Raw genomic sequence first — 25,902 nt, forward strand, 5'->3', positions numbered from 1 at the left:
TGTTATCCCTGCTGAACTTTCAGTGCCTGCGCCCACTGACGGGCAGACTGGTCAAGTAAGGTATACACCGCCTCAAAGGCCTCACGGCTTTTGCGATAGGGATCGGGGATTTCGCGTTCGTTTTCCCAGTGACCAAACAGCATCACTTTGCCGCGCATCTCCGGTGCGATTTCGCATAGCGAGTGAATATGGCGTTTTTCCATCGTCAGGATCAGGTCATACTCCCGGCACATGCGGCCGGTGACCTGGCGGGCGCAGTGCCCGTCAAGAGAAAGGTTGTGATCGCGGGCCACGCTCGCGGCGCTTTCATCGGCACCTTTACCGACCAGCGCGCCCAGCCCTGCAGAATCGACGGTGAGCTCGGGCTGGTAGTGTTTCAGCAACCGCTCAGCCGTTGGGGAACGGCAAATGTTCCCCACGCATACCACCAGAATTTTATTAAACATCGCGGATTACCAGGTATGAATGTCGCGCGCCGTATCCGTCATGTAGCGAACGCCACTGATGGTTGGCAGCAACTGGTTGATCAGACGGTTCCAGCGGGCAACCGGTGCGGTGGTGACATACACCACGTCATAAGGCTGGAGGCGGAACTCCGTTGCCATTACCAGAGAAGTCGCATCGGACATATCCAGCTGGTAAATATTGGCAATCTTGCCTTTCGCACTGCCCTCGCCTTTCAGCGGACGGATCACGAAGATACCGGTGGCATTAGAGGTGGTGAGATCGATACCCTCTGCATTACCCAGTGCTTCGGTCAGGGTCATGCCGCTGAAGTCCATTTTGAGGGTGCTCTGTTTCTTCACTTCACCCATCACGAAGACTTTCAGATCGTCATTACGCGGTACATACAGAATGTCGCCCGGATAGAGCAGACGGTTCTGCGTCAGGTCGCCGTTTTGCATCAGCGCCTGCAGAGAAATGCGTTGTTCTTTACCGTTGTGGGTCAGAACGACGTTGCGCCAGTCGGCACCGTCGGTTAAGCCGCCCGCGGCGTTAATGGCGTCCAGCACGGTCAGCGGCACGTTGGTGATGGCCTGCTGGCCAGATTTGTTCACCTGTCCGGAGATATAGGCTTTTTGCGAACGGAATGCGGCGATATTAACGTCCACCTGCGGATCGGCGATGTACTGCGCTAAGCGGCCGGTAATATCACTACGGATTTCGGCAAGGGTTTTCCCGGCAACGTGTACTTTGCCGATATAGGGATAGAACATGGTGCCATCAGACTGCACCCAGTTACCGGTGTCGCTTGAGCTGCGGTATTGGCCCGCTGGCGTGGTCAATTCCGGATGGTCCCACACGGTAACGTTAATGACGTCACCCGGACCTACGCGGTACTGGTAGGAGGCAATTTCCTGGTCCAGAGACATATTCGGCTGCGCAACATTTGGACGTGGACGTAATTGTTCGACCAGACGTGGTGTCAGTGGATAAACATTCACCATTTTGTCGAGATCAAAATCAGCATCTTGTTGTTTGATCACATCCTTACCCATTGTTGACATATTGCTGCCGGGAAAGACTGTACAACCACTCATCAAGGTCACAGACACCAATAATGGCATCAATTTCATTTTGGATTTCATCATTGATTATTTATCACTTTGGCAGAGTAATTATCCTGTGCAATTAAATAAGCCGGGTCGATTTGGCTTTCAGCATGCAGTTGTTCAAATAGAAATATAACTGGCATCAGTCCTAAAAAAAGCTTATTCATCCATTGGCTATTGACAGAATAATCGAGGCTGATTCACACGCTTTCAGGCACGCTACCGCCCTTGGCTTTCAGTTACCAATCCACTGACTAAACAATGCGTTATGGATAGACACCCTCTTTGATAAGGCCTTCTGGAAATATATCAGCCGCTTGCGATACACGGCAGATAATGAATAACCATCACTGAAGACCGGAACAATAATAGCAACAAGGAGATTTAACATTTGATGCTGGGAGAATTGTTGCAGCTAACCTAATAGCAGGCAAGGAGACAACTGTCCTAATAACGGTTTTTAAGATTAATATTAAGAGCAAAGTTTTGACGTTTTAGGATTTTCTTTATATTGACAAAATTAAAATAAAAACCATTTATTGCGATATATCCTAAAATGCTTTCGCCGTAATTAAATCTACGCATTTAGCTTATTTACAGATTCCGCATTGTTCTTCCTTTTTGCCGGATCGTATTAAGAGAAATCTCAGCCCGGCATTGCAATTTCCCCTGGCTTTATCCATGATCGAAGTGTGACATTGCTCATATAACAGAAGGTATTGCGATTACTATGGAATGGATTGCCGATCCATCAATCTGGGCCGGGCTGGTTACGCTGGTCGTCATCGAATTAGTGCTCGGTATTGATAACCTGGTCTTTATCGCCATCCTCGCCGAAAAACTCCCCCCGGCGCAGCGCGACCGTGCGCGCGTAACGGGCCTGCTGCTGGCGATGGTGATGCGACTGCTGCTGCTGGCCTCAATCTCCTGGCTGGTGACCCTGACAAAGCCCCTTTTCTCCGTTCACGGCCTGAGCTTTAGCGCGCGTGATTTGATCATGCTCTTCGGCGGGTTGTTCCTGCTGTTTAAAGCCACGGTAGAACTGAACGAGCGGCTCGAAGGCAAAGACAGCGAAAACCCCACCCAGCGGCGTGGGGCTAAATTCTGGCCGGTGGTGGCGCAAATTGTGGTGCTCGATGCGGTCTTCTCCCTGGACTCCGTCATTACCGCCGTCGGGATGGTCGACCATCTGGCGGTGATGATGGCTGCGGTGATCATTGCCATTACGCTGATGGTGATGGCGAGTAAAGCGCTGACCCGGTTTGTTAACAGCCACCCGACCATTGTGATTCTCTGCCTGAGTTTCCTGTTAATGATTGGCTTTAGCCTGGTGGCCGACGGCTTTGGGTTCCACATTCCGAAAGGCTATCTCTACGCCGCCATTGGTTTCTCCGTCATGATTGAGGCGCTTAACCAGCTGGCGATTTTCAACCGCCGCCGCTTCCTCTCGGCAAATCAGACATTACGTCAACGCACCGCCGACACGGTGATGCGCCTGCTCAGCGGGAAGAAAGAAGATGCGGAACTGGATGCTGAATCTTCCGCGATGCTGGCCGATCACAGTGACGGGCAGATCTTCAACCCGCAGGAGCGGCTGATGATTGAGCGGGTACTCAATCTTAACCAGCGCACGGTCAGCAGCATCATGACGTCGCGCCATGACATCGAACATATCGACCTCACCGCCCCGGAAGAGCAGATCCGCGCCCTGCTGGACAGAAACCAGCATACCCGGGTGGTCGTGACGGGGGGTGACGAGGAAGAGGAGCTGCTGGGCGTGGTGCACGTCATTGACCTGCTGCAACAGCAGTTGCACGGTGAGGCACTCAATTTGCGCGCCCTGGTGCGCCAGCCGCTGGTGTTCCCGGAGGGGCTGCAGTTGCTCTCTGCCCTTGAGCAATTCCGTAACGCGCGTACGCACTTTGCCTTTGTGGTGGATGAGTTTGGTTCGGTTGAGGGGCTGGTTACGCTCAGCGACGTGATGGAAACCATCGCCGGTAATTTGCCAAACGAAGTGGATGAAATCGATGCGCGCCACGACATTCAGAAAAACGCAGACGGTTCATGGACGGCCAACGGCCATATGCCGCTTGAAGACCTGGTCCAGTATGTTCCCCTGCCGCTGGATGAAAAGCGCGAGTATCACACCATTGCGGGTCTGCTGATGGAGTATCTGCAGCGCATTCCCCAGCAGGGTGAAGAAGTTCAGGTAGGCGACTATATGCTCAAGACGCTGCAGATTGAAAACCATCGCGTGCAGAAGGTGCAGCTGATACCGCTGCGCGACGAAGACGAGATGGATTTTGAGGTGTAGGAAAAACAAGTTGCTCCCTCTCCCGTGGGAGAGGGATGGGGTGAGGGCATCAGGCCACCCGGCACAACAGGCATCACAGCTTATCGAGCAGCTTTTTCACATCCTTCCCGGTCTGTGAATCTTTATTACGATCCGCCCAGTCGTTCAACCGACGTTTGGCTTCATCCTGCAGATGCTTGCGCAGGATCTGATCCACCTGCAGGCTGTAGTTCAGCGACTGCCATTGGCCATATACGCTCAGCGGTACCGGCGTCTCTTTCAGGAAGTCGATCAGCTTACCTTCACCCTGCCAGCCGGACAGCACCTGAACGTTGAAGTGGGTATCTGCCGTCTCTTTTACCAGATCCAGCTTGCCCTCGCCGGTTAATGACAACAGTGAGGAGGTCCCCTGCATGCCGTTCAGAGAGAGCTGCCCGTTGTCGAGCGTCAGGTCACTGCTAAAGCTGTCGAGACGCGTGTCGCTGTCGTAATTTTCCTGTGCTTTAACATCGCTGCTACGCTCCACCGCCTGCTGTACCAGCTGCTGGAAGTTGAGCCCTTCCATGCGGGCATCTTTCAGTTCAAGGTGAGCCTGCCCCTGCCAGTCGCGGCGGAAAGCATCAGCATCGATCTTCGTGCCCGAGAAATCCCCCGCCAGCGTCAGTTGACCCGTCATGGAGATGGGGTAGTCAAAGGCTTTCAGGATGGTGCCAATCTCAACGTTGTCGAGACGCGGCTGAAATTCCGCAGTCGAGGCCTCTTTACGCACATCCAGCGTGCCCGGCAGGGAAAGGTGCCCGGCGCCCATTTTGCCGCTCAGTTCGGAGATCACCAGCAAACCGTTCTGGTTGAACATCTGGCTGCTCACGTCGGTGAAATCGATACCGCGCCAGCGCAGGCTGTTGGCCTTCAGCAGAATGTCCGCCGTGAAGCCCCGCAGACCGTTATAGTCCGGCTGATCGAGATTAGACGAGATAACCGGACGCGTCTGTTTCCCCTGGTTTTGCCCGAGCTGCGCGGGATCGTTGTCCGTAGCGCTCGCCGGAGGCGGAGGAAGCAGGTTTTCCAGGTTGAGCTTGTCAAACTGCAGATTGAGCACCCATTTCGGCTTCGCCTCCAGAATGACGCTCGCCTGCCCTTTCAGGCTGCTGTCGTTCGCCTGCAGGTTGAGATTATTCATCTCCAGCTGTTTTAACTCTTCACGCCAGACGGCCTGCATCGTTCCCTGACCGGCAATCCCCTGGGCAGGGTGATCGGCTCCTGTCAGTTGCCAGTTCAGCTGCTGAATGTCGGCGGTAAGCTGGTGCGGATAATCCGACGCATTGACGCTGGCATTCAGAGACAAAGTGAGATCGCGCTGATCGCGGTTGACCCGTCCGCTAAACTCCAGCGAAGCAAGATGGTGCTCATCCTGCTCCATTTTGAGGTTGATATTCCGTACGGTGACCTGCTCATCGTCTTCATGCTGGAAAACCAGCACGCTATCGGCCACCTTCAGTTTGCCAATATCGAATGACCAGCCCGTATCTGACGGTTCATCAGGTAAGGTATTTTCCCGCGGCGCAACCGGCGCATCCGCGTTACGCACGGCTTCAGTTTGCTGGGTAAGCTGAATCACCGCGCCTTTTAACATCACCTGGTTGACCTGCAACTGGTGCGAAAAGAGCGGAACTAACGCCACATCAAGGCGCATGTTATCGGCAGACACCAGGGGCTGAGCAGCCCCCGGCGCGGTTAACGACATGCGGCCAGAGAGAATGCTGAGCTGGGGCCAGACGTGCCAGCGCAGCGACCCATCCAGCTTCAGTTGATAACCACTGCGGGCTTCGACCTGCCGCACCATATAGGCGCGGAAATCATTCGGGTTAACCAGCAGAACCAACGCTGAAAGGCCAGCAACCAGCACCACCAGCAAAATCATCAGCGTTGTCAGAACTCTTCTCATGGCATCCTCAATGGACTAACGATCAGTCTTTATCAATACGGCTGGCAACCGCACCCTGCTGGTCGCGGTATTTTGCGTCCTGACGGCGGTTGTAAGGACGATCGGCCGGACCCGTCAGCGGTTCAAAGCTCAGCGCACCAATCATCATGCCCGGGCGCAGCGCCAGCGGCAGTTTACCGGCGTTGAAAAACTCCAGCACGATTCGGCCCGACCAGCCTGGATCGATACGGTGCGCGGTCACGTGTACCATCAACCCCAGACGCGCCAGAGAGGAACGGCCATCGAGCCAGCCCACCAGATCCGCGGGCAGCGTCACCGATTCAAAGGTCACCGCCAGCGCCAGCTCGCCCGGATGCAGATAAAAGGCCTCGCCTTCGTCGATAACGATTTCGTCACTCATCACGCGATCAAGCGCGGCGCTGACTTCATCCTTCGGCCCGCTAAGGTCGATGAACGGTGCGGTATGGCCGCTGAAGGTGCGGAATTTATTCCCCAGTCGCACATCAACGGTGACACCATTGATACGCTCCACGGGTGGACGTGGGGTAATAGACAGGCGGCCTTCATCCAGCCAGGCTTCTATATCGCGATCACAAAGACGCATGGCACTCTCTCCTTTCGTGCATCGTGCCCTGAGGATAACGCCTCAGGGCAAAGCAGGTTATCTCTGAACGGTACACAATTCGCGCGGCTTATTCAAAAAACTGGCTGATTTTCGCTTTTAAGATATCAATGGCAATGCGGTTTTTGCCTCCGCGCGGCACGATAATATCGGCGTATTGTTTGGATGGTTCAATAAATTGCAGGAACATTGGGCGAACGGTTTTCTGGTACTGCGCCATGACGGAGTCCATTGAACGGCCACGTTCGTTCACGTCACGCTTGATGCGGCGCATCAGGCAGATGTCCAGCGGGGTATCAACAAAGATGGAGAAGTTCATTGACTCGCGCAGACGCGCGTCGGTCAGAAGCAGGATGCCTTCAAGGATAATCACCTTCTTCGGCTCAATGCGAATCGTTTCCTGCGTGCGGGTATGTTCCACATAACTATAAACAGGCAGTTCAATCGCCTGGCCGCTCTTGAGCGCTTCTAAATGCTGGAACAGCAAGCTGTGATCCATGGCATTAGGATGGTCATAGTTCGTTTTTACGCGCTCTTCCATCGACAGATGGGATTGGTCTTTGTAATAGCTGTCTTCGGGAATGACGCCGATGTGCTCATCACCAACTTGTTCACGCAGTTCGCGGTAAAGCGTACTGGCAATAAGACTTTTACCTGAAGCCGATGCGCCGGCAATGCCTATAATGACGCACTGATGAGACTTATCAGTCATAAATTTAGCGACCTGATTAACCTGGATGTTAAGGAAGGACGACGCCGGAGCGTCAAACGCGGCAATTATAGGGATTTCACGGGCGTGATACCAGTCGAAAGCGCAGGTTATGCGAGACAGGCTGAAAAGTGACGTCATGTTCCCTGAGTGAAATTTTTACGCGCGTTTTTTCAGCGTTTAACAGGATTTTTTTAAACACTAACTATTTAATAAATCTATGATGTCAAATTATGAGCAGTCGCCATATGAATTGTAAATTGTTTGTACTAGCATAAACCAAATTAGCACATTCACTCGTCCGGACCTTCACTCCCGACGGCATGGCGTCTCTGGATAAAGCGGTAATGAATAAACAACACCAGCGGGTTTTGGTTACCACCCCACATCCTCTTATGCGACTTGTCTGTCTGGGCCTGGTCACCTTTATCTTTACCCTTTTTTCGCTGGAGTTGACCCGCTTCGGCGCGCTGCTGGCTCCGCTCTGGTTTCCCACCGCCATTATGATGGTGGCGTTTTATCGCCACGCCGGAAAAATGTGGCCCGGTATTGCTCTGGCCTGTTCGTTTGGCAATATTCTGGCCTCGTGGATGCTCTTTTCCTGGTCGTCGATTAATCCGACCTATACCGCCATTAACGTGGTGGAAGCGGTAGTTGGTGCATTATTACTGCGCAAACTGCTCCCCTGGTACAACCCGCTGCAGAATCTGAATGACTGGATCCGCCTGGCCATCGGCAGCGCGCTGATCCCCCCGCTGGTGGGCGGTGTGCTGGTGCATTTACTGATACCCAGCCCGGAGCCGCTGCGTAATTTCCTCGTGTGGGTCTTGTCTGAAGCGGTTGGCGCACTGGCCCTGGTGCCATTAGGGTTACTGTTTAAGCCGCACTATCTCCTTCGCCATCGAGACCCGAAGCTGCTGCTGGAAACGCTGGTAACCATGGCCGTGACGCTGGTCCTTAGCTGGGCGGCCATCGTCTGGCTGCCGTGGCCTTTTACCTGCGTCATTGTTCTGCTGATGTGGAGCGCTGTGCGCCTGCCGCGCATGGAAGCCTTTATGGTGTTTCTGGTCACCGTGATGGTGGTTTCGCTGATGATTGCCCATAACCCGGAGGCACTGACCACGCAGCACACCGGCGCGATGCTGAACGCCCCCTGGCTGCCGTTCCTGATGCTGCTTCTGCCAGCCAACGTCATGACCATGGTGATGTATGCCTTTCGCGCAGAGCGAAAACACATCACTGAAAGTGAAGAGCGTTTTCGTAATGCGATGGAGTATTCCGCCATTGGCATGGCGCTGGTCAGCATTGACGGCCAGTGGCTGCAGGCCAATAAAGCGCTGTGTAACTTTCTCGGCTACAGCCAGACGGAGCTGCAGTCGCTCACCTTCCAGCAGCTAACCTGGCCAGAAGATCTGCACACCGATCTCGAACAGCTTGAACAACTGGTCAACGGGGATATCAACACCTACACCCTTGAGAAGCGCTACTACACCCGCAGCGGCGAAGTGGTCTGGGCGCTGCTTGCGGTCTCGGTTGTACGTCATGCCGACGGTTCACCGCTCTATTTCATTGCCCAGATTGAAGATATTAACGATCTGAAGCAGACCGAATGGGTCAATAAACGGCTGATGGAGCGCATTACCCTTGCCAATGAAGCGGGCGGCATTGGCATCTGGGAGTGGGATCTGGAGCCGGACATCATCAGCTGGGATAAGCGGATGTTTGAGCTGTATGAAATCCCGCCGCACATCAAACCTACGTGGCAGCTCTGGCACGATACGATGCTGCCTGAAGATCGCGCCCATGCGGAAAAAGTGCTTCGGGAATCACTCATTTCACGGCTGCCGTTTAAGCTTGAATTCCGTATTCGCGTGAAAGAGGGGGTACGCCATATTCGCTCCCTGGCGAACCGGGTCCTGAACAAACAGGGGGAAGTCGAACGCTTGCTCGGTATCAATATGGACATGACCGAAGTGAAGCAGCTCAATGAGGCCCTGTTCCAGGAAAAAGAGCGTTTGCACATTACCCTCGACTCCATCGGCGAAGCAGTGCTGTGTACCGATGTCGACATGAATGTCACCTTTATGAACCCGGTCGCCGAGAAAATGAGCGGCTGGCTGCAAACCGAGGCCATCGGCCAGCCGGTGCTGAAGGTTCTGCATATCACCTTCGGCGAAAAAGGGCCGCTGATGGAGAATATTCACAGCGGCGATATGTCCCGTTCAGATATTGAGCAGGATGTGGTGCTGAACTGCCGTACCGGCGGCGTTTTTGATATCCATTACAGCATCACACCGCTCAGCACGCTGGACGGGCAGAATATCGGCTCGGTGCTGGTTATTCAGGACGTCACCGAATCGCGCAAAATGTTGCGTCAGCTCAGTTATAGCGCTTCTCACGATGCCCTCACCCATCTGGCAAACCGGGTCAGTTTCGAAAATCACCTCAAGCGGCTGCTGCAAACCGTGCAGGAGACGCGCCAGCGACATGCGCTGGTGTTTATCGATCTCGATCGCTTCAAAGCCGTCAACGATACCGCAGGCCACGCGGCGGGCGACGCCCTGTTGCGGGAGCTTGCGTCCTTGATGCTGACCATGCTGCGCTCCAGCGACGTGCTGGCGCGTCTGGGCGGGGATGAATTCGGGCTGCTGCTGCCGGACTGCAATATTGAAAGTGCCCGCTATATTGCGGGTCGGCTGGTCCATACCATCAACGATTATCACTTTATGTGGGAGGGCCGCCTGCACCGGATCGGCGCCAGCGCGGGGATCACGCTGATTGATGAAAATAATCATCAGGCCTCGGAAGTCATGTCCCAGGCCGACATTGCCTGCTACGCCTCGAAAAACAACGGTCGCGGCGTGGTGACGGTGTACGAGCCGCAGCAGGAGCGGGCACACAGCGCGCGCAGCATGATGTCGCTCGATGAACAGTGGCATATGATCAAAGACAACCATCTGATGATGATCGCCCGCAGCGTGGCCTCCCCGCGCATCCCGGAAAGCTGCAACTTCTGGCTGATTTCGCTGCGCCTGTGGACCAGCCAGGGAGAAGTGCTGGAAGAGCACGCCTTCCGTTCCGGCCTGGCGGAGCCTGAGCTTTTACATGCGCTGGACCGCCGTATATTTAGCGAATTCTTCCGCGCGTATGCCGCTCCGGTTGCCAAAAAAGGCCTCGGGGTCGCCCTTCCCCTGTCTGCCGCGGGTTTAGCCAGCACCACGCTGATCGACGAATTGCTCGACCTGCTGGATAAAGGGCCTTTACCGGGCCGTCTGCTGCATCTGGTCATCGCGATCGACGTTGTGGCAAGCCCGGATCCAAACGTCCAGACGGGGCTACAAAAGCTCCGCCACGCTGGCTGCCGTGTGGTGCTCAGCCAGGCGGGACGCAACATGGAGCTCTTTAACCACCTTGGTGCCAACGTGGCTGATTATCTGATGCTGGACGCCGAAGTGGTGACCAATGTGCACGGCAACCTGATGGATGAGATGATGGTCACCATTATTCAGGGCCATGCCCAGCGTCTGGGGATGCGTACCATCGCCGGTCCGTGTAACCAGCCCATCATGATGGATACGCTCTCCGGCATCGGCGTTGATTTTATTTTCGGTGACACCATCGGCGAGCCGCAGCCGCTGGATCTACTGCTGAACACCAGCTATTTCGCCATCAACTGATGGCGTCCAGCCGTCGGTATACCAGATGTGCAAAAGGGCGTAAGAGCGCCACGGCTGCCAGCGCTGGGCGTAGCGGCGAATTTGCGCGGGCGTCATGCCGGCAAAGCGTTGCTTAATCAGGTAGTCATCCGGCAGGAACACATCTTTCGCCTGCCAGCCGCACAGGGCAAGGTAATTTGCCGTCCAGCGCCCTATCCCCGGCCGCTGCTGTAAGGCTTTCATCCCGGCCTCAATATCCGCAGGCGGGAACAGGGGAAACGTGCCGTCGACCACGGAGCGGGCCAGATGAATCAACGACTCCGCCCGTTTGACCGGCATGCCGAGGGCCTTCAGCGCCAGCGGATCCACCGCAGCCAGCACCTCAGGTGTGGGAAAGCACAAATAGCCCGGCGCATCTTTTACCGGTTCGCCGCACAGGGCCACCACCCGTGAGGCCAGCTTCGCCGCCATCGCCACGCTGACCAGTTGCCCCAGGTTCGCTCTCACGCCCTGCTCGTAGGCATCCATCGCCCCCGGTAAGCGCAACCCTGGCCGCGCAGCGCCCAGGTCGCCCAGCGCCTGCTGAATTTGCTGCGGATCGCAGGCAAGATCGAACAGACCTGCGATGCGTTCAAGACAGGTCTGCGCAACCGGGATTAACCCCGGGCTAAGCGTGACGTTGAGCGTATGGGTGTTCAGATCCGGGGTGACGCGAAAGATCCCCTGGTGTCGCTGGCAGGTGAAACTGCGCTCGTAGTAGCGTTCGGTAACCGTCTCGATCCCCTCCACCGCACGCGCGCCAAGAAAGCCAAACATCCATTGCCAGTCATAAGGGGGTTGCCAGGTCAGGGTATACATTGTCACTCCTTTTTTGTTCACCTCAGCATAAACCGAAAGGCCTTGTTTCGCCTTGCTTTCATATTCCTGTTGTCGCCGGTCGGGCATTCCGCTAAAGTCTCGCCCCTTCTCACTGGCATGGGGATTAATCGTGTTTATTGGATTCGACTACGGTACGGCGAACTGTTCGGTTGCGATTATGCAAAACGGACAACCATTGCTCCTGAAAATGGAAAACGAGAGTACGCTGCTGCCGTCAATGCTCTGCGCACCAACCCGCGAAGCGGTCAGCGAATGGCTGTTCCGCCACCATCAGGTTCCGGCCACGGCGGCGGAATCACAAGCGTTGCTGCGCCGGGCCGTCAGTTTTAACCGCGAAGAAGATATCGACGTCACACCGTCGAGCGTCCAGTTCGGCCTCTCGTCGCTCGGACACTACATTGACGACCCGGAAGAGGTCTACTTCGTTAAATCGCCAAAATCGTTTCTCGGCGCCAGCGGGCTGAAGCCGCAGCAGGTGGCGATGTTTGAAGATCTGGTCTGCGCCATGATGCTGCACATTCGCAATCAGGCGCAAACCCAGGTACCGGAGACAATCGATCAGGCGGTCATTGGCCGTCCGATCAACTTCCAGGGGCTGGGTGGCGACGAGGCTAACCAGCAGGCGCAGGGGATCCTTGAGCGTGCCGCGCACCGCGCGGGCTTTCGCGACGTGGTATTCCAGTATGAGCCGGTGGCGGCGGGGCTGGATTTTGAAGCCACGCTGACAGAAGAGAAGCGCGTGCTGGTCGTCGACATCGGCGGGGGCACCACCGACTGCTCACTGCTGCTGATGGGGCCGCAGTGGCATAACCGTCGTGACCGCGAAAACAGCCTGCTGGGGCACAGCGGCTGCCGCGTGGGCGGTAACGATCTAGATATCGCGCTCGCCTTTAAGAGCCTGATGCCACTGCTGGGCATGGGTGGGCAAACGGAAAAAGGGATCGCCCTGCCGATCCTGCCCTGGTGGAACGCTATCGCCATCAACGACGTCCCCGCGCAGAGCGATTTTTACAGCAGCGCGAATGGCCGCTTCCTGAACGATATGGTGCGCGATGCCCGGGAGGCCGACAAGGTCGCCCTGCTCTACAAAGTCTGGCGTCAGCGTCTGAGTTATCGCGTGGTGCGTACTGCCGAAGAGAGCAAAATCGCCCTCTCCGATCGCCCGGAGCACGCGGTTTCCTTGCCGTTTATCAGTGAAGATCTGGCAACCGCCATTTCTCAGGAAGGACTGGAAACCGCGCTCGCCCAGCCGCTGCAGCGCATTCTGGAACAGGTGCAACTGGCGCTGGAGAACGGCAAAGAGAAGCCGGACGTGATTTACCTGACCGGCGGTAGCGCCCGTTCGCCGCTGATCAAGAAAGCGCTGGCAGAACAGCTGCCGGGCATTCCAATTGCCGGCGGCGATGACTTTGGCTCCGTCACGGCGGGGCTGGCGCGCTGGGCGCAGGTGATGTTTAGTTAGCGTTAGTGCGGTCTGGTGCCCTCACCCCACCCCTCTCCCACGGGGAGAGGGGGAAAACCGCGGCGCTACACTCAGACAATTCCCGACAGTCTTCCATATTTCCTCCATTTTTCTGCCGACTGACCTGACTAAACTAGTATCATTCCCCGAAGTGTTTCAGGATGAGAACGTATAACGATGAAAGGCAGTAACAAATCCCGCTGGGCAATCGCCGCTGGCATCATTGTGGTGGTCCTTGCCGCCGCCTGGTACTGGCACACTCAATCCGCCGAGCCTTCTACTCCGGCAGGGGCCAGCAGTCAGTCAAAACGCCCTGCGGGCGGGGGTCGTCACGGTATGCGCGGCGGCGCGCTGGCACCGGTTCAGGCGGCCACTGCGGTGAATAAAGCCGTTCCTCGCTATCTCACAGGCCTCGGGACCATTACCGCCGCCAACACCGTCACGGTACGCAGCCGCGTCGACGGTCAGCTCATGGCGATCCACTTCCAGGAAGGTCAGCAGGTGAAAGCTGGCGATTTACTGGCCGAGATCGACCCAAGCCAGTTCAAAGTCGCCCTTGCCCAGGCTCAGGGGCAGCTTGCCAAAGACAAAGCCACGCTCGCTAACGCCCGGCGCGATCTGGCGCGCTACCAGCAGCTGGTGAAAACCAACCTGGTCTCTCGTCAGGAGCTGGACACGCAGCAATCGCTGGTCAGCGAAACCCAGGGCACCATCAAAGCTGACGAGGCCGCGGTGGCCAGCGCACAGCTGCAGCTCGACTGGAGCCGCATCACCGCGCCAATTGACGGACGCGTTGGCCTCAAGCAGGTCGATATCGGCAACCAGATCTCAAGCGGTGATACCACGGGCATCGTGGTCATAACCCAGACCCATCCGATTGATTTAGTCTTCACCCTGCCGGAAAGCGAAATTGCGACGGTGGTGCAGGCGCAGAAAGCCGGAAAGGGGCTGGTGGTGGAAGCCTGGGACCGTACCAACAAGCAGAAATTGAGCGAAGGTTCTTTGCTTAGTCTGGATAACCAGATCGACACCACCACCGGCACCATCAAGCTGAAAGCGCGCTTTAACAACCAGGACGACGCCCTCTTCCCGAATCAGTTTGTAAACGCACGCATGCTGGTGGCGACCGAAGAAAACGCGGTGGTGATCCCCACCGCCGCGCTGCAGATGGGCAACGAAGGTAACTTCGTCTGGGTGCTGAACAGCGACAATAAAGTCAGCAAGCACCTGGTGAAAACCGGGATTCAGGACAGCCAGACGGTTGTGATCAGCGCCGGACTCTCTGCGGGCGAGCGCGTGGTGACGGACGGTATCGATCGTCTGACCGAAGGCGCCAAAGTCGAAGTGGTTGAACCCGCGAAACAGGGAGCGAACTCCTGATGCAGGTCATGCCGCCAGGCGCAACAGGTGGGCCATCACGCCTGTTTATTCTGCGCCCTGTTGCCACCACGCTGCTGATGGTGGCGATCCTGCTCGCCGGGATTATTGGCTATCGCTTCCTGCCCGTCTCGGCGCTGCCGGAAGTGGATTACCCCACCATTCAGGTCGTTACCCTCTATCCTGGCGCCAGCCCGGATGTGGTGACCTCCGCCATTACCGCTCCGCTGGAACGCCAGTTTGGTCAGATGTCGGGCCTGAAACAGATGTCATCGCAAAGCTCCGGTGGGGCATCGGTGGTAACGCTGCAGTTCCAGCTCTCGCTGTCACTGGACGTGGCCGAGCAGGAGGTGCAGGCTGCGATCAACGCCGCCACCAACCTGCTGCCGTCAGACCTGCCTAACCCGCCGGTCTACAGCAAAGTCAACCCGGCGGATCCGCCGATCATGACCCTTGCTGTCACCTCTTCCGCCATGCCAATGACCCAGGTGGAAGACATGGTCGAAACCCGCGTGGCGCAGAAAATTTCCCAGGTTTCCGGCGTCGGGCTGGTAACGCTGGCGGGCGGACAACGCCCGGCGGTGCGCGTGAAGCTTAATGCGCAGGCCATCGCTGCGCTGGGGCTGACCAGCGAAACCATCCGCACCGCCATCAGCAACGCCAACGTCAACTCGGCGAAAGGCTCGCTGGACGGACCGACCCGCGCCGTGACGCTCTCGGCCAACGATCAGATGCAATCTGCCGATGAGTATCGTCAGCTGATTATTGCCTACCAGAACGGTGCGCCGGTACGTCTGGGTGACGTCGCCACCGTTGAACAAGGCGCGGAAAACAGCTGGCTGGGTGCGTGGGCCAACAAACAGCAGGCGATTGTGATGAACGTGCAGCGCCAGCCGGGCGCTAACATCATTGAAACCGCCGACAGCATTCGCACCATGCTCCCGCAGCTTATTGAAAGCCTGCCCAAATCGGTCACTGTGAAGGTGCTTTCCGACCGTACCACCAACATTCGCGCGTCGGTTACCGATACCCAGTTTGAGCTGATGCTGGCGATTGCGCTGGTGGTGATGATCATCTATCTGTTCCTGCGCAACGTACCGGCAACCATCATTCCCGCCGTTGCCGTGCCGCTCTCGCTGGTGGGAACATTTGCCGTGATGGTGTTCCTCGATTTTTCGATCAACAACCTGACGCTGATGGCGCTCACCATCGCCACCGGCTTCGTGGTGGATGATGCCATCGTTGTGATCGAGAACATCTCGCGCTATATCGAGAAAGGCGAAAAACCGCTGGCCGCTGCGCTGAAAGGTGCGGGCGAGATCGGATTTACCATTATCTCGCTGACCTTCTCGCTGATTGCGGTGCTGATCCCGCTGCTGTTTATGGGCGATATCGTCGGGCGACTGTTCCGCGAGTTTGCCGTCACGTTGGCGGTCGCCATTCTGATCTCTGCCGTGGTGTCGCTGACCCTGACGCCAATGATGTGCGCCCGCATGCTGAGCCATAAATCCCTGCGCAAGCAAAACCTTTTCTCTCGCGCCTCTGAGCGGATGTTCGAACGGATCATTGCCGCTTACGGCCGGGTGCTGGCAAAAGTGCTTAACCACCCGTGGGCGACGCTCGGCGTGGCGCTCGGCACACTGGCACTCAGCGTCATGCTGTGGATCGTTATCCCGAAAGGCTTTTTCCCCATCCAGGACAACGGCATTATTCAGGGCACGCTTCAGGCGCCCCAGTCGGTCTCCTTCGCCAGTATGGCGCAGCGTCAGCAGCAGGTCTCTGACATCATCATGAAAGATCCGGCGGTGGAAAGCCTGACCGCGTATGTGGGCGTCGATGGCACCAACCCGTCGCTGAACAGTGCGCGTCTGCAAATCAACCTCAAGCCGCTGGATGACCGCGACGATCGGGTCAACGCCGTTATTGAGCGGCTGCAAACTGCCGTGGCGCGCGTGCCGGGGATTGAACTGTACCTGCAGCCAATTCAGGATTTGACCATCGATACCCAGGTCAGCCGCACGCAGTACCAGTTCACGCTTCAGGCCACCAGCCTTGATGCGCTGAGCACGTGGGTACCGCAACTGGTCAACAAACTCAAGGCGCTGCCGCAGCTTTCTGACGTCAGCAGCGACTGGCAGGACAAAGGGCTGGCAGCATATGTGAATGTCAATCGCGATACTGCCAGCCGGCTGGGCATCACCATGTCCGACGTGGACAACGCGCTCTATAACGCCTTTGGTCAGCGCCTCATCTCCACCATTTATACCCAGGCGAATCAGTATCGCGTGGTGCTGGAACACAACACCGATAACACGCCCGGCCTGGCAGCGCTGGACTCGGTGCGCCTGACCAGCAAAGACGGTGGTATTGTGCCGTTAAGCGCCATAGCCAGCGTGGAGGAGCGTTATACGCCGCTGTCGATTAACCATCTCGATCAGTTCCCGTCCACCACCATCTCGTTCAACGTACCGGACAACTATTCGCTGGGTGAAGCGGTCGAGGCCATTCTGGGCGCGGAGAAAGAACTCAACTTCCCGTCTGATATTCAGACCCAGTTCCAGGGCAGCACCCTGGCGTTCCAGGCTGCGCTGGGCAATACCATCTGGCTGATCGTGGCTGCGGTGGTGGCGATGTACATCGTCCTTGGGGTGCTGTACGAAAGCTTTATCCACCCAATCACCATCCTCTCCACCCTGCCGACCGCCGGGGTGGGTGCGCTACTGGCCCTGATGCTGGCGGGCAGCGAACTGGACGTCATCGCCATTATCGGCATCATTCTGCTTATCGGGATCGTGAAGAAAAACGCCATCATGATGATCGACTTCGCCCTTGCCGCCGAGCGCGAGCAGGGCATGTCGCCGCGAGACGCCATCTTCCAGGCCTGTCTGTTGCGTTTTCGTCCGATCCTGATGACCACGCTCGCCGCCCTGCTGGGCGCGCTGCCGCTGATGCTCAGCACCGGCGTCGGTGCGGAGCTGCGCCGTCCGCTGGGTATCGGCATGGTCGGTGGTCTGCTGGTGAGCCAGGTGCTGACGCTGTTCACCACGCCGGTGATTTACCTGCTGTTTGACCAACTGGCCCTGTGGACCAAAAGCCGCTTCCCGAAACGTGAAGAGGAGGCGTAAGTGAAGTTTTTCGCCCTCTTCATTTACCGCCCGGTGGCGACGATTTTAATCTCGCTCGCCATTACGCTGTGCGGCGTGCTGGGCTTCCGCCTGCTGCCGGTGGCCCCCCTGCCGCAGGTGGATTTTCCGGTGATCATGGTCAGCGCATCGCTGCCGGGCGCGTCGCCGGAGACCATGGCCTCGTCGGTTGCCACGCCACTGGAACGCTCGCTCGGGCGAATTGCGGGGGTCAACGAGATGACCTCCAGCAGCTCGCTCGGCAGCACGCGCATCATTCTGGAGTTCAGCTTCGACCGGGATATTAACGGTGCGGCGCGCGACGTGCAGGCCGCCATCAACGCCGCGCAAAGCCTGCTGCCGAGCGGAATGCCAAGCCGCCCGACCTACCGAAAAGCCAACCCGTCCGACGCGCCGATCATGATCCTGACGCTGACCTCGGACACCTATTCCCAGGGGCAGCTCTACGACTTTGCGTCGACCCAACTGGCGCAGACGATCTCACAAATAAACGGCGTGGGTGACGTGAGCGTTGGCGGTAGCTCCCTGCCCGCCGTGCGCGTCGGCCTGAACCCGCAGGCGCTGTTTAACCAGGGCGTGTCGCTGGATGACGTGCGCTCCGCCATTAGCAGCGCCAACGTGCGCAGGCCGCAGGGGGCGATAGAGAGCAACAGCCACCGCTGGCAGATCCAGACCAACGACGAGCTCAAAACCGCCGCCGAATATCAGCCGCTCATCATCCACTACAATAACGGCGCGGCGGTACGTTTAAGCGACGTGGCCAGCGTCACCGACTCGGTGCAGGACGTGCGCAACGCCGGGATGACCAACGCCAAACCGGCCATCTTGCTGATGATCCGCAAGCTGCCGGAAGCCAATATTATTGAAACGGTAAACAGCATTCGCGCGCGTCTGCCGGAGTTACAGAAGACCATTCCGGCCGCTATTGATCTGCAGATTGCCCAGGATCGTTCGCCGACCATTCGCGCCTCGCTTGAAGAGGTGGAACAGACGCTGGTGATCTCCGTCGGGCTGGTGATTCTGGTGGTGTTCCTGTTTCTGCGCTCGGGCCGCGCAACGCTTATTCCTGCCGTTGCGGTACCGGTGTCGCTGATTGGTACCTTCGCCGCCATGTACCTGTGCGGTTTTAGCCTGAACAACCTGTCGCTGATGGCGCTGACCATCGCCACCGGCTTTGTGGTGGATGACGCCATCGTGGTGCTGGAGAATATTTCCCGCCATCTGGAAGCCGGGGTAAAACCGCTGCAGGCCGCCCTGCAGGGCACGCGCGAAGTGGGCTTTACGGTGCTCTCCATGAGCCTGTCGCTGGTGGCGGTATTCCTGCCGCTGCTGCTGATGGGCGGGCTGCCGGGGCGACTGCTGCGCGAATTTGCCGTCACCCTTTCGGTGGCTATCGGCATCTCGCTGATTATCTCGCTAACGCTCACGCCAATGATGTGCGGCTGGATGCTTAAGCGCAGCAAACCGCACTCGCAGCCGCGTCGTAAAGGGTTTGGCCGTTTCCTGTTGGCAATGCAGGAAGGGTACGGAAAATCGCTGAAGTGGGTGCTCAACCATACGCGGCTGGTTGGTCTGGTGCTTGTCGGCACCATCGCGCTCAACGTCTGGCTGTATATCTCCATCCCGAAAAGCTTCTTCCCGGAGCAGGACACCGGCGTGCTGATGGGCGGCATCCAAGCTGACCAGAGTATTTCCTTCCAGGCGATGCGCGGCAAACTGCAGGATTTTATGAAGATCATCCGCGAAGACAAGGCGGTGGATAACGTCACCGGCTTTACCGGCGGGTCACGCGTTAACAGCGGGATGATGTTTATCACCCTTAAGCCGCGCGGCGAGCGCAATGAAACGGCGCAGCAGGTGATAGACCGGCTGCGAATGAAGCTCGCCAAAGAGCCAGGCGCCAACCTGTTTTTGATGGCCGTTCAGGATATCCGCGTGGGCGGACGTCAGGCGAACGCCAGTTACCAGTACACCCTGCTCTCTGACGATCTGGCCGCGCTGCGCGAGTGGGAGCCCAAAATCCGTAAAGCGCTGGCCGCCCTGCCGCAGCTGGCGGACGTGAACTCCGATCAGCAGGACAACGGGGCAGAGATGGCGTTGACCTACGATCGTGAAACCATGTCGCGGCTGGGCATTAACGTTGAAGCCGCCAACAGTCTGCTGAACAACGCTTTTGGCCAGCGCGAGATTTCCACCATCTATCAGCCAATGAACCAGTACAAGGTGGTGATGGAAGTGGACCCGCGCTATACCCAGGACATCAGCGCGCTGGATAAAATGTTTGTCATTAACAACGACGGTAAAGCGATCCCGCTCTCTTATTTCGCCAGCTGGCGACCCGCTAACGCGCCGCTCTCTGTGAACCATCAGGGGTTGTCGGCAGCGTCCACGATCTCCTTTAACCTGCCCACCGGCTCGTCGCTTTCCGAGGCCAGCGAGGCCATCGACCGTGCCATGACCCAGCTCGGCGTGCCCTCGACCGTGCGCGGCAGTTTTGCCGGGACCGCGCAGGTCTTCCAGGAGACGATGAATTCGCAGGTGATTTTGATTCTGGCGGCCATTGCCACGGTCTATATCGTGCTTGGCGTGCTGTATGAGAGCTATGTTCATCCGCTGACCATTCTCTCGACGCTACCATCGGCAGGCGTGGGGGCGTTGCTGGCGCTGGAGCTGTTTGGCGCGCCCTTTAGCCTCATCGCCTTAATCGGGATCATGCTGTTAATTGGTATTGTGAAGAAAAACGCCATCATGATGGTGGACTTTGCGCTGGAGGCTCAGCGTAACGGCAACCTGACGCCAGAAGAGGCAATTTTCCAGGCCTGCCTGCTGCGTTTTCGTCCGATCATGATGACCACGCTGGCGGCGCTGTTTGGCGCGCTGCCGCTGGTGATCTCCGGTGGCGATGGTTCAGAGCTGCGCCAGCCGCTGGGGATCACTATTGTCGGTGGGCTGGTGATGAGTCAGCTCCTGACGCTCTACACCACGCCGGTGGTCTATCTGTTCTTTGACCGCCTGCGTCTGCGTTTTTCACGTAAAGACAGAACCACGGTGACCGGGTAAATGACTGATCTTCCCAGTAACGTTCGCTGGCAATTATGGATAGTGGCCTTCGGCTTTTTTATGCAGTCGCTGGATACCACCATCGTCAATACCGCCCTCCCCTCAATGGCAAAAAGCCTGGGGGAGAGCCCGCTGCACATGCATATGGTGATTGTCTCCTACGTGCTGACCGTTGCCGTGATGCTCCCTGCCAGCGGCTGGCTGGCGGACAAAGTGGGGGTGCGCAATATCTTCTTCACCGCTATCGTGCTGTTTACCGCGGGGTCGCTGTGTTGCGCGATGGCGAATACGCTGGATCAGTTGGTGATGGCACGCGTTCTGCAGGGCGTTGGCGGAGCCATGATGGTGCCAGTCGGGCGACTGACGGTGATGAAAATCGTCCCGCGCGAGCAGTATATGGCGGCAATGACTTTTGTGACCTTACCAGGCCAGGTGGGTCCGCTGCTTGGTCCGGCGCTGGGCGGCATACTCGTGGAATATGCCTCCTGGCACTGGATTTTCCTCATCAACCTGCCGGTGGGCATTATTGGTGCTATCGCCACCCTGGCGTTGATGCCCAACTACACCCTGCAGACGCGGCGCTTTGATGTAATCGGTTTTCTGTTGCTCGCCACCGGTATGGCGACGCTGACCCTCGCTCTCGACGGGCAAAAAGGGCTGGGAATCTCCTCACTGACGCTCGCCATTCTGCTCGTTATCGGGATGAGCGCCATTTTGTGGTATCTGTGGCATGCCAGAGGAAACGACCGGGCGCTGTTCAGCCTGACGCTGTTTAAAAACCCTACCTACCGGCTTGGCCTGTTCGGAAGTTTTGCGGGGCGCGTGGGCAGCGGCATGCTGCCGTTTATGACACCCGTGTTCCTGCAAATCGGTATGGGCTTTTCACCGTTTCACGCGGGGCTGATGATGATCCCGATGGTGCTGGGCAGCATGGGAATGAAGCGCATTGTGGTGCAGGTGGTTAACCGCTTTGGCTATCGCCACGTGCTGGTCACCGCCACGCTGGGGCTGGCACTGGTCAGCCTGCTGTTTATGGCTGTAGCGCTGATGGGCTGGTACTACGCCCTGCCGCTGGTGCTGTTCTGCCAGGGCATTATTAACTCCATGCGCTTCTCGTCGATGAACACCCTGACGCTGAAGGATCTGCCGGACGAACTGGCAAGCAGCGGCAACAGTTTGCTGTCGATGATCATGCAGCTCTCCATGAGCGTGGGGGTCACCATTGCCGGTTTACTGCTCGGCATGTACGGTCAGCACCATCTCAGCGTCGACACGCCGGTGGCGCATCAGGTCTTTTTATACACGTATCTCAGCATGGCGGTTATCATCGCCCTGCCCGCTTTCATCTTCGCCCGTGTGCCGGATGATACCCGTAAGAACGTCGTTATCCGGCGCAGTAAAAGGAGTGGATCATGAAATTCTGGCGTCCGGGCATTACCGGTAAGCTCTTTCTGGCAATTTTTGCCACCTGTATTGTCCTGCTGATCACCATGCACTGGGCCGTACGGCTCAGCTTTGAGCGCGGTTTTATCGATTACATTAAGCATGGTAATGAGCAGCGCCTGCAGGGTTTGAGCGATGCACTGAGCGAGCAGTATGCCCAGCACGGGAACTGGCGTTTTTTGCGCAACAATGACCGTTTTATCTTCCAGATCCTGCGCTCGCTGGAGCACGATAGCGGCGATGACCGCCCCGGCCCGGGCATGCCGCCCCACGGCTGGCGCACCCAGTTCTGGGTGATCGACCAGGATATGCGCACGCTGGTTGGCCCTCGTGCGCCCATCCCCCCGGACGGCACCCGGCGGGCAATCAAAGTGAATAACGCTACCGTCGGCTGGGTTATCGCCTCGCCAGTGGAACGCCTGACGCGCAACACCGATATCAACTTCGATCGTCAGCAGCGCCGGGCCAGTTGGCTGATCGTCATCCTCTCCACGCTGCTGGCCGCGCTTGCCACCTTCCCGCTGGCGCGGGGCCTGCTCGCCCCGGTGAAAAGGCTGGTGGAAGGCACGCATAAACTGGCCGCCGGGGATTTTTCCACCCGCGTAGACACGCGCAGCCAGGATGAGCTGGGCAAGCTGGCGCAGGATTTTAACCAGCTCGCCAGTACGCTGGAGAAAAACCAGCAGATGCGGCGCGATTTTATGGCCGATATTTCGCACGAGCTGCGCACCCCGCTGGCAGTGCTGCGCGGCGAACTGAAGGATGCTGTTACGGAATATATTGACTACTACAACAGCAGAAGAATTAGCCTGAAATTAAAAGGTCTGAGTCCAATTGAATATCGAACCCAGACCTATGTGCCTCGTGTTTAACTGTCCAACTTTTTGGGGTCAGTACAATTTCTGGAGGTTATCAGTGGGGCTTTCCGCGAACGTTTTGCCAGCCGCAACCTGACCATTGACCTCTCCCTGCCGGACAGCGCGGTGGTGTTTGGCGATAAAGATCGTCTGATGCAGCTCTTCAACAACCTGCTGGAAAACAGCCTGCGCTACACCGACAGCGGTGGCGGACTGCACATCTCCGGCAGACAGGAAAACGGCCGCTTCGCCCTCACCTTTGCCGACTCCGCTCCTGGCGTGCAGGATGCGCAGCTGGAAAAACTGTTTGAACGTTTTTATCGCACCGAAGGCTCCCGCAACCGTGCCAGCGGCGGCTCCGGGCTGGGACTGGCGATTTGCGTTAATATCGTCGAGGCGCACAATGGCACCCTGCGTGCCGCCCATTCGCCTTTTGGCGGGGTTAGCATTACAGTAGAGTTACCGCTGGAACGGGATTTATCGAGAGAAGCATGACCGAATTACCGATTGACGAAAACACGCCACGCATTTTGATTGTGGAAGACGAGCCTAAGCTTGGGCAGTTACTGATCGACTATTTACGTGCGGCCAGCTACGCCCCGTCGCTTATCAGCCATGGCGATCAGGTGTTACCGTACGTGCGCCAGACGCCGCCGGCTCTGATCCTGCTGGATTTGATGCTCCCCGGCACGGACGGCCTGACCCTGTGCCGGGAAATTCGTCGTTTCTCCGACGTGCCGATCGTCATGGTGACGGCAAAAATCGAAGAGATCGACCGCCTGCTGGGACTCGAAATTGGCGCGGACGATTACATCTGCAAACCCTACAGCCCGCGTGAAGTGGTCGCCCGCGTGAAAACCATTCTGCGCCGCTGTAAACCGCAGCGCGAGCTTCAGGTGCTGGACGCCGAAAGCCCGCTGATTGTCGATGAGAGCCGCTTCCAGGCCAGCTGGCGCAGCAAGCTTCTCGATCTCACGCCTGCTGAGTTCCGCCTGCTGAAAACCCTTTCCCACGAGCCGGGGAAAGTGTTCTCTCGCGAGCAACTGCTCAACCACCTGTATGACGATTACCGCGTGGTGACGGACCGCACCATCGACAGCCACATCAAAAACCTGCGCCGTAAGCTGGAGGCGCTCGACGCCGAACAGTCATTTATTCGCGCGGTGTATGGCGTGGGATACCGCTGGGAAGCGGATGCGTGCAGGATTGCATAGCTAAACGCCCCCTCACCCTAACCCTCTCCCCAAAGGGGTGAGGGGGAAAGCTTTACCTCCCTGCCCCGCAGCGCTACAATGCCCGCCCTTAAAGTGGGGGATCTCCCCTTACCGCTGCACCTGGTGCACGCGGATCTGACCTGTCATCAGAACGAGAATAAACATGTTTAAACCGGAACTCCTTTCCCCGGCGGGAACGCTGCAAAATATGCGTTACGCTTTCGCCTATGGTGCCGACGCCGTCTACGCGGGCCAGCCGCGCTACTCACTGCGCGTGCGCAACAACGAATTCAACCACGAGAACCTGCAGCTCGGCATCAACGAAGCGCATGCCCTGGGCAAAAAATTCTACGTGGTGGTTAACATCGCGCCGCACAACGCCAAGCTGAAGACGTTCATCCGTGACCTGAAGCCGGTGGTGGATATGGGGCCGGACGCGCTGATCATGTCGGATCCGGGTTTAATCATGCTGGTTCGGGAGAACTTCCCGGAGATGGATATTCACCTCTCCGTGCAGGCTAACGCCGTGAACTGGGCGACGGTCAAATTCTGGAAACAGATGGGGCTGACCCGCGTCATTCTGTCGCGTGAACTTTCCCTCGACGAGATTGAAGAGATCCGCACCCAGGTGCCGGATATGGAAATCGAAATTTTCGTTCACGGTGCGCTGTGCATGGCCTACTCCGGGCGTTGCCTGCTCTCCGGTTACATCAACAAGCGCGACCCGAACCAGGGCACCTGCACCAACGCCTGCCGCTGGGAATATAATGTCCAGGAAGGCAAAGAGGACGATATCGGTAATATCGTCCACAAGCATGAGCCAATCCCGGTTACGAACGTTGAGCCTACGCTGGGCATCGGCGCACCAACCGACAGCGTGTTTATGATTGAAGAGGCCAAACGTCCGGGCGAATACATGACCGCCTTTGAAGACGAGCATGGCACGTACATCATGAACTCAAAAGATCTGCGCGCCGTCGCCCACGTTGAACGTCTGACCCAGATGGGCGTGCACTCCCTGAAAATTGAAGGCCGCACCAAATCCTATTACTACTGCGCGCGTACCGCACAGGTGTACCGCAAAGCGATTGACGACGCGGCAGCCGGTAAACCGTTCGACACCAGCCTGCTGGAAACTCTGGAAGGTCTGGCGCACCGCGGCTATACCGAAGGTTTCCTGCGTCGTCATACCCATGACGACTATCAGAACTACGAGCACGGCTACTCCGTGTCCGAGCGTCAGCAGTTTGTCGGCGATTTTACCGGCGAGCGCAAAGGTGCGCTGGCCGCCGTGGCGGTGAAAAACAAGTTCACCAAGGGCGACAGCCTGGAGCTGATGACCCCGCAGGGCAACATGAACTTCACGCTGGAACACCTGGAGAACGGCAAAGGCGAAGCGATTGAGGTTGCGCCGGGCAATGGTCATACCGTCTGGCTGCCTGTACCGGAAGAGGTGGAGCTGGAGTTTGCCCTGCTGATGCGCAATTTCAACGGTGAAAGCACCCGAAATCCGCATAGTAAATAGTCAACCAGGGAAATTTTTTCGCGCCGGGAAAATTCTTAGAATCGGATCACATACCGCTTCGTTCAATACGGGTATTATCCCCAGCGCTGAAAAACATAACCCATAAATGCTAGGGAAGGTGCGAATAAGCAGGTCATTTCTTCCCAAGCTGACTCGCTGATTAA

The 25,902-nt window shown here is 57.3% G+C and carries 16 protein-coding genes and 1 pseudogene; 11 read left to right on the top strand and 6 right to left on the bottom strand.

Annotation, left to right across the window (positions count from 1 at the left end; all coding sequences use genetic code 11):
- Positions 1-2 precede the first annotated feature (2 nt).
- Both wzb and HX884_RS12720 read right to left on the bottom strand, forming a co-directional pair.
- On the bottom strand, positions 3-446 hold the full coding sequence (gene wzb, locus HX884_RS12715; RefSeq protein ID WP_178328270.1) for a low molecular weight protein-tyrosine-phosphatase Wzb: 444 nt from the start codon (positions 444-446) through the stop codon (positions 3-5).
- Positions 447-452: 6 nt separating this feature from the next.
- Positions 453-1,592: a polysaccharide export protein gene (locus HX884_RS12720; protein WP_014170829.1), complete on the bottom strand. Its 1,140-nt coding sequence runs from the start codon at positions 1,590-1,592 to the stop codon at positions 453-455.
- Between the two features lie 691 nt (positions 1,593-2,283).
- Here HX884_RS12720 and HX884_RS12725 point away from each other — a divergent pair.
- Positions 2,284-3,867, top strand: a complete 1,584-nt coding sequence (locus HX884_RS12725) for a TerC family protein (RefSeq protein WP_045294488.1) — start codon at positions 2,284-2,286, stop codon at positions 3,865-3,867.
- Positions 3,868-3,940: 73 nt separating this feature from the next.
- Here the strand turns inward: HX884_RS12725 and asmA are convergent, their stop codons facing one another.
- The 3 genes from asmA to udk form a co-directional block, all read right to left on the bottom strand.
- Positions 3,941-5,791 carry an outer membrane assembly protein AsmA gene (gene asmA, locus HX884_RS12730; protein ID WP_178328271.1) on the bottom strand — a complete coding sequence of 617 codons (1,851 nt, stop codon included), beginning with the start codon at positions 5,789-5,791 and terminating at the stop codon, positions 3,941-3,943.
- Positions 5,792-5,813: 22 nt separating this feature from the next.
- The gene (dcd, locus tag HX884_RS12735; protein WP_013097886.1) at positions 5,814-6,395 is read right to left on the bottom strand and encodes a dCTP deaminase; all 582 of its coding nucleotides are present in this window, start codon (positions 6,393-6,395) and stop codon (positions 5,814-5,816) included.
- Between the two features lie 88 nt (positions 6,396-6,483).
- Positions 6,484-7,125, bottom strand: coding sequence for a uridine kinase (gene udk, locus HX884_RS12740; protein WP_008500855.1), 642 nt, complete (start codon positions 7,123-7,125; stop codon positions 6,484-6,486).
- Between the two features lie 344 nt (positions 7,126-7,469).
- Between udk and HX884_RS12745 the strand changes: the two genes are divergently transcribed.
- Complete coding sequence (locus tag HX884_RS12745) at positions 7,470-10,799, top strand: diguanylate cyclase (protein ID WP_178328272.1); 3,330 nt, start codon at positions 7,470-7,472, stop codon at positions 10,797-10,799.
- Here HX884_RS12745 and alkA read toward each other — a convergent pair.
- Positions 10,764-11,636 carry a DNA-3-methyladenine glycosylase 2 gene (alkA, locus tag HX884_RS12750; RefSeq protein WP_178328273.1) on the bottom strand — a complete coding sequence of 291 codons (873 nt, stop codon included), beginning with the start codon at positions 11,634-11,636 and terminating at the stop codon, positions 10,764-10,766. The two genes, HX884_RS12745 and alkA, sit on opposite strands and share 36 nt — an antisense overlap.
- A gap of 130 nt (positions 11,637-11,766) precedes the next feature.
- On the opposite strand from alkA, the gene yegD reads away from it, so the two are divergent.
- The 9 genes and pseudogenes from yegD to yegQ all read left to right on the top strand — a co-directional run bounded on the left by yegD (position 11,767) and on the right by yegQ (position 25,738).
- Complete coding sequence (gene yegD, locus HX884_RS12755) at positions 11,767-13,119, top strand: molecular chaperone (RefSeq protein ID WP_150057736.1); 1,353 nt, start codon at positions 11,767-11,769, stop codon at positions 13,117-13,119.
- Between the two features lie 177 nt (positions 13,120-13,296).
- Positions 13,297-14,499: an MdtA/MuxA family multidrug efflux RND transporter periplasmic adaptor subunit gene (locus HX884_RS12760; protein ID WP_178328274.1), complete on the top strand. Its 1,203-nt coding sequence runs from the start codon at positions 13,297-13,299 to the stop codon at positions 14,497-14,499.
- Positions 14,499-17,621: an MdtB/MuxB family multidrug efflux RND transporter permease subunit gene (locus HX884_RS12765; RefSeq protein ID WP_178328275.1), complete on the top strand. Its 3,123-nt coding sequence runs from the start codon at positions 14,499-14,501 to the stop codon at positions 17,619-17,621. The genes HX884_RS12760 and HX884_RS12765 overlap by 1 nt, the downstream gene beginning before the upstream one ends.
- A complete protein-coding gene (mdtC, locus tag HX884_RS12770) occupies positions 17,622-20,699 on the top strand; it encodes a multidrug efflux RND transporter permease subunit MdtC (RefSeq protein ID WP_178328276.1) in 3,078 nt (1,025 codons plus the stop codon). It abuts the gene before it with no gap.
- A complete protein-coding gene (locus tag HX884_RS12775; RefSeq protein ID WP_178328277.1) occupies positions 20,700-22,115 on the top strand; it encodes an MFS transporter in 1,416 nt (471 codons plus the stop codon).
- The gene (locus HX884_RS27645) at positions 22,112-23,014 is read left to right on the top strand and encodes a HAMP domain-containing protein (RefSeq protein WP_375138601.1); all 903 of its coding nucleotides are present in this window, start codon (positions 22,112-22,114) and stop codon (positions 23,012-23,014) included. The genes HX884_RS12775 and HX884_RS27645 overlap by 4 nt, the downstream gene beginning before the upstream one ends.
- A gap of 27 nt (positions 23,015-23,041) precedes the next feature.
- Positions 23,042-23,494 (top strand): annotated as a pseudogene (locus tag HX884_RS27235) (ATP-binding protein); the annotation flags it as partial.
- Positions 23,491-24,213 (top strand): two-component system response regulator BaeR, encoded by a 723-nt coding sequence (gene baeR / locus HX884_RS12785; protein WP_178328278.1) that lies wholly within the window; start codon positions 23,491-23,493, stop codon positions 24,211-24,213. The pseudogene HX884_RS27235 and the gene baeR, both read left to right, overlap by 4 nt.
- Before the next feature lie 163 nt (positions 24,214-24,376).
- Positions 24,377-25,738, top strand: a complete 1,362-nt coding sequence (gene yegQ / locus HX884_RS12790) for a tRNA 5-hydroxyuridine modification protein YegQ (RefSeq protein WP_040022494.1) — start codon at positions 24,377-24,379, stop codon at positions 25,736-25,738.
- Positions 25,739-25,902: the final 164 nt, after the last annotated feature.

Origin of the sequence: Enterobacter sp. SECR19-1250, assembly GCF_013391025.1 — a bacterium.
GTDB classification, from domain to species: domain Bacteria; phylum Pseudomonadota; class Gammaproteobacteria; order Enterobacterales; family Enterobacteriaceae; genus Enterobacter; species Enterobacter cloacae.

Bases quoted from the DNA above. Each gene is read 5' to 3' on its own strand.
- wzb (WP_178328270.1), bottom strand. From the start codon at position 446: ATGTTTAATAAAATTCTGGTGGTATGCGTGGGGAACATTTGCCGTTCC.
- HX884_RS12720 (WP_014170829.1), bottom strand. From the start codon at position 1,592: ATGATGAAATCCAAAATGAAATTGATGCCATTATTGGTGTCTGTGACC.
- HX884_RS12725 (WP_045294488.1), top strand. From the start codon at position 2,284: ATGGAATGGATTGCCGATCCATCAATCTGGGCCGGGCTGGTTACGCTG.
- asmA (WP_178328271.1), bottom strand. From the start codon at position 5,791: ATGAGAAGAGTTCTGACAACGCTGATGATTTTGCTGGTGGTGCTGGTT.
- dcd (WP_013097886.1), bottom strand. From the start codon at position 6,395: ATGCGTCTTTGTGATCGCGATATAGAAGCCTGGCTGGATGAAGGCCGC.
- udk (WP_008500855.1), bottom strand. From the start codon at position 7,125: ATGACTGATAAGTCTCATCAGTGCGTCATTATAGGCATTGCCGGCGCA.
- HX884_RS12745 (WP_178328272.1), top strand. From the start codon at position 7,470: ATGAATAAACAACACCAGCGGGTTTTGGTTACCACCCCACATCCTCTT.
- alkA (WP_178328273.1), bottom strand. From the start codon at position 11,636: ATGTATACCCTGACCTGGCAACCCCCTTATGACTGGCAATGGATGTTT.
- HX884_RS12760 (WP_178328274.1), top strand. From the start codon at position 13,297: ATGAAAGGCAGTAACAAATCCCGCTGGGCAATCGCCGCTGGCATCATT.
- HX884_RS12765 (WP_178328275.1), top strand. From the start codon at position 14,499: ATGCAGGTCATGCCGCCAGGCGCAACAGGTGGGCCATCACGCCTGTTT.
- HX884_RS12775 (WP_178328277.1), top strand. From the start codon at position 20,700: ATGACTGATCTTCCCAGTAACGTTCGCTGGCAATTATGGATAGTGGCC.
- HX884_RS27645 (WP_375138601.1), top strand. From the start codon at position 22,112: ATGAAATTCTGGCGTCCGGGCATTACCGGTAAGCTCTTTCTGGCAATT.
- baeR (WP_178328278.1), top strand. From the start codon at position 23,491: ATGACCGAATTACCGATTGACGAAAACACGCCACGCATTTTGATTGTG.
- yegQ (WP_040022494.1), top strand. From the start codon at position 24,377: ATGTTTAAACCGGAACTCCTTTCCCCGGCGGGAACGCTGCAAAATATG.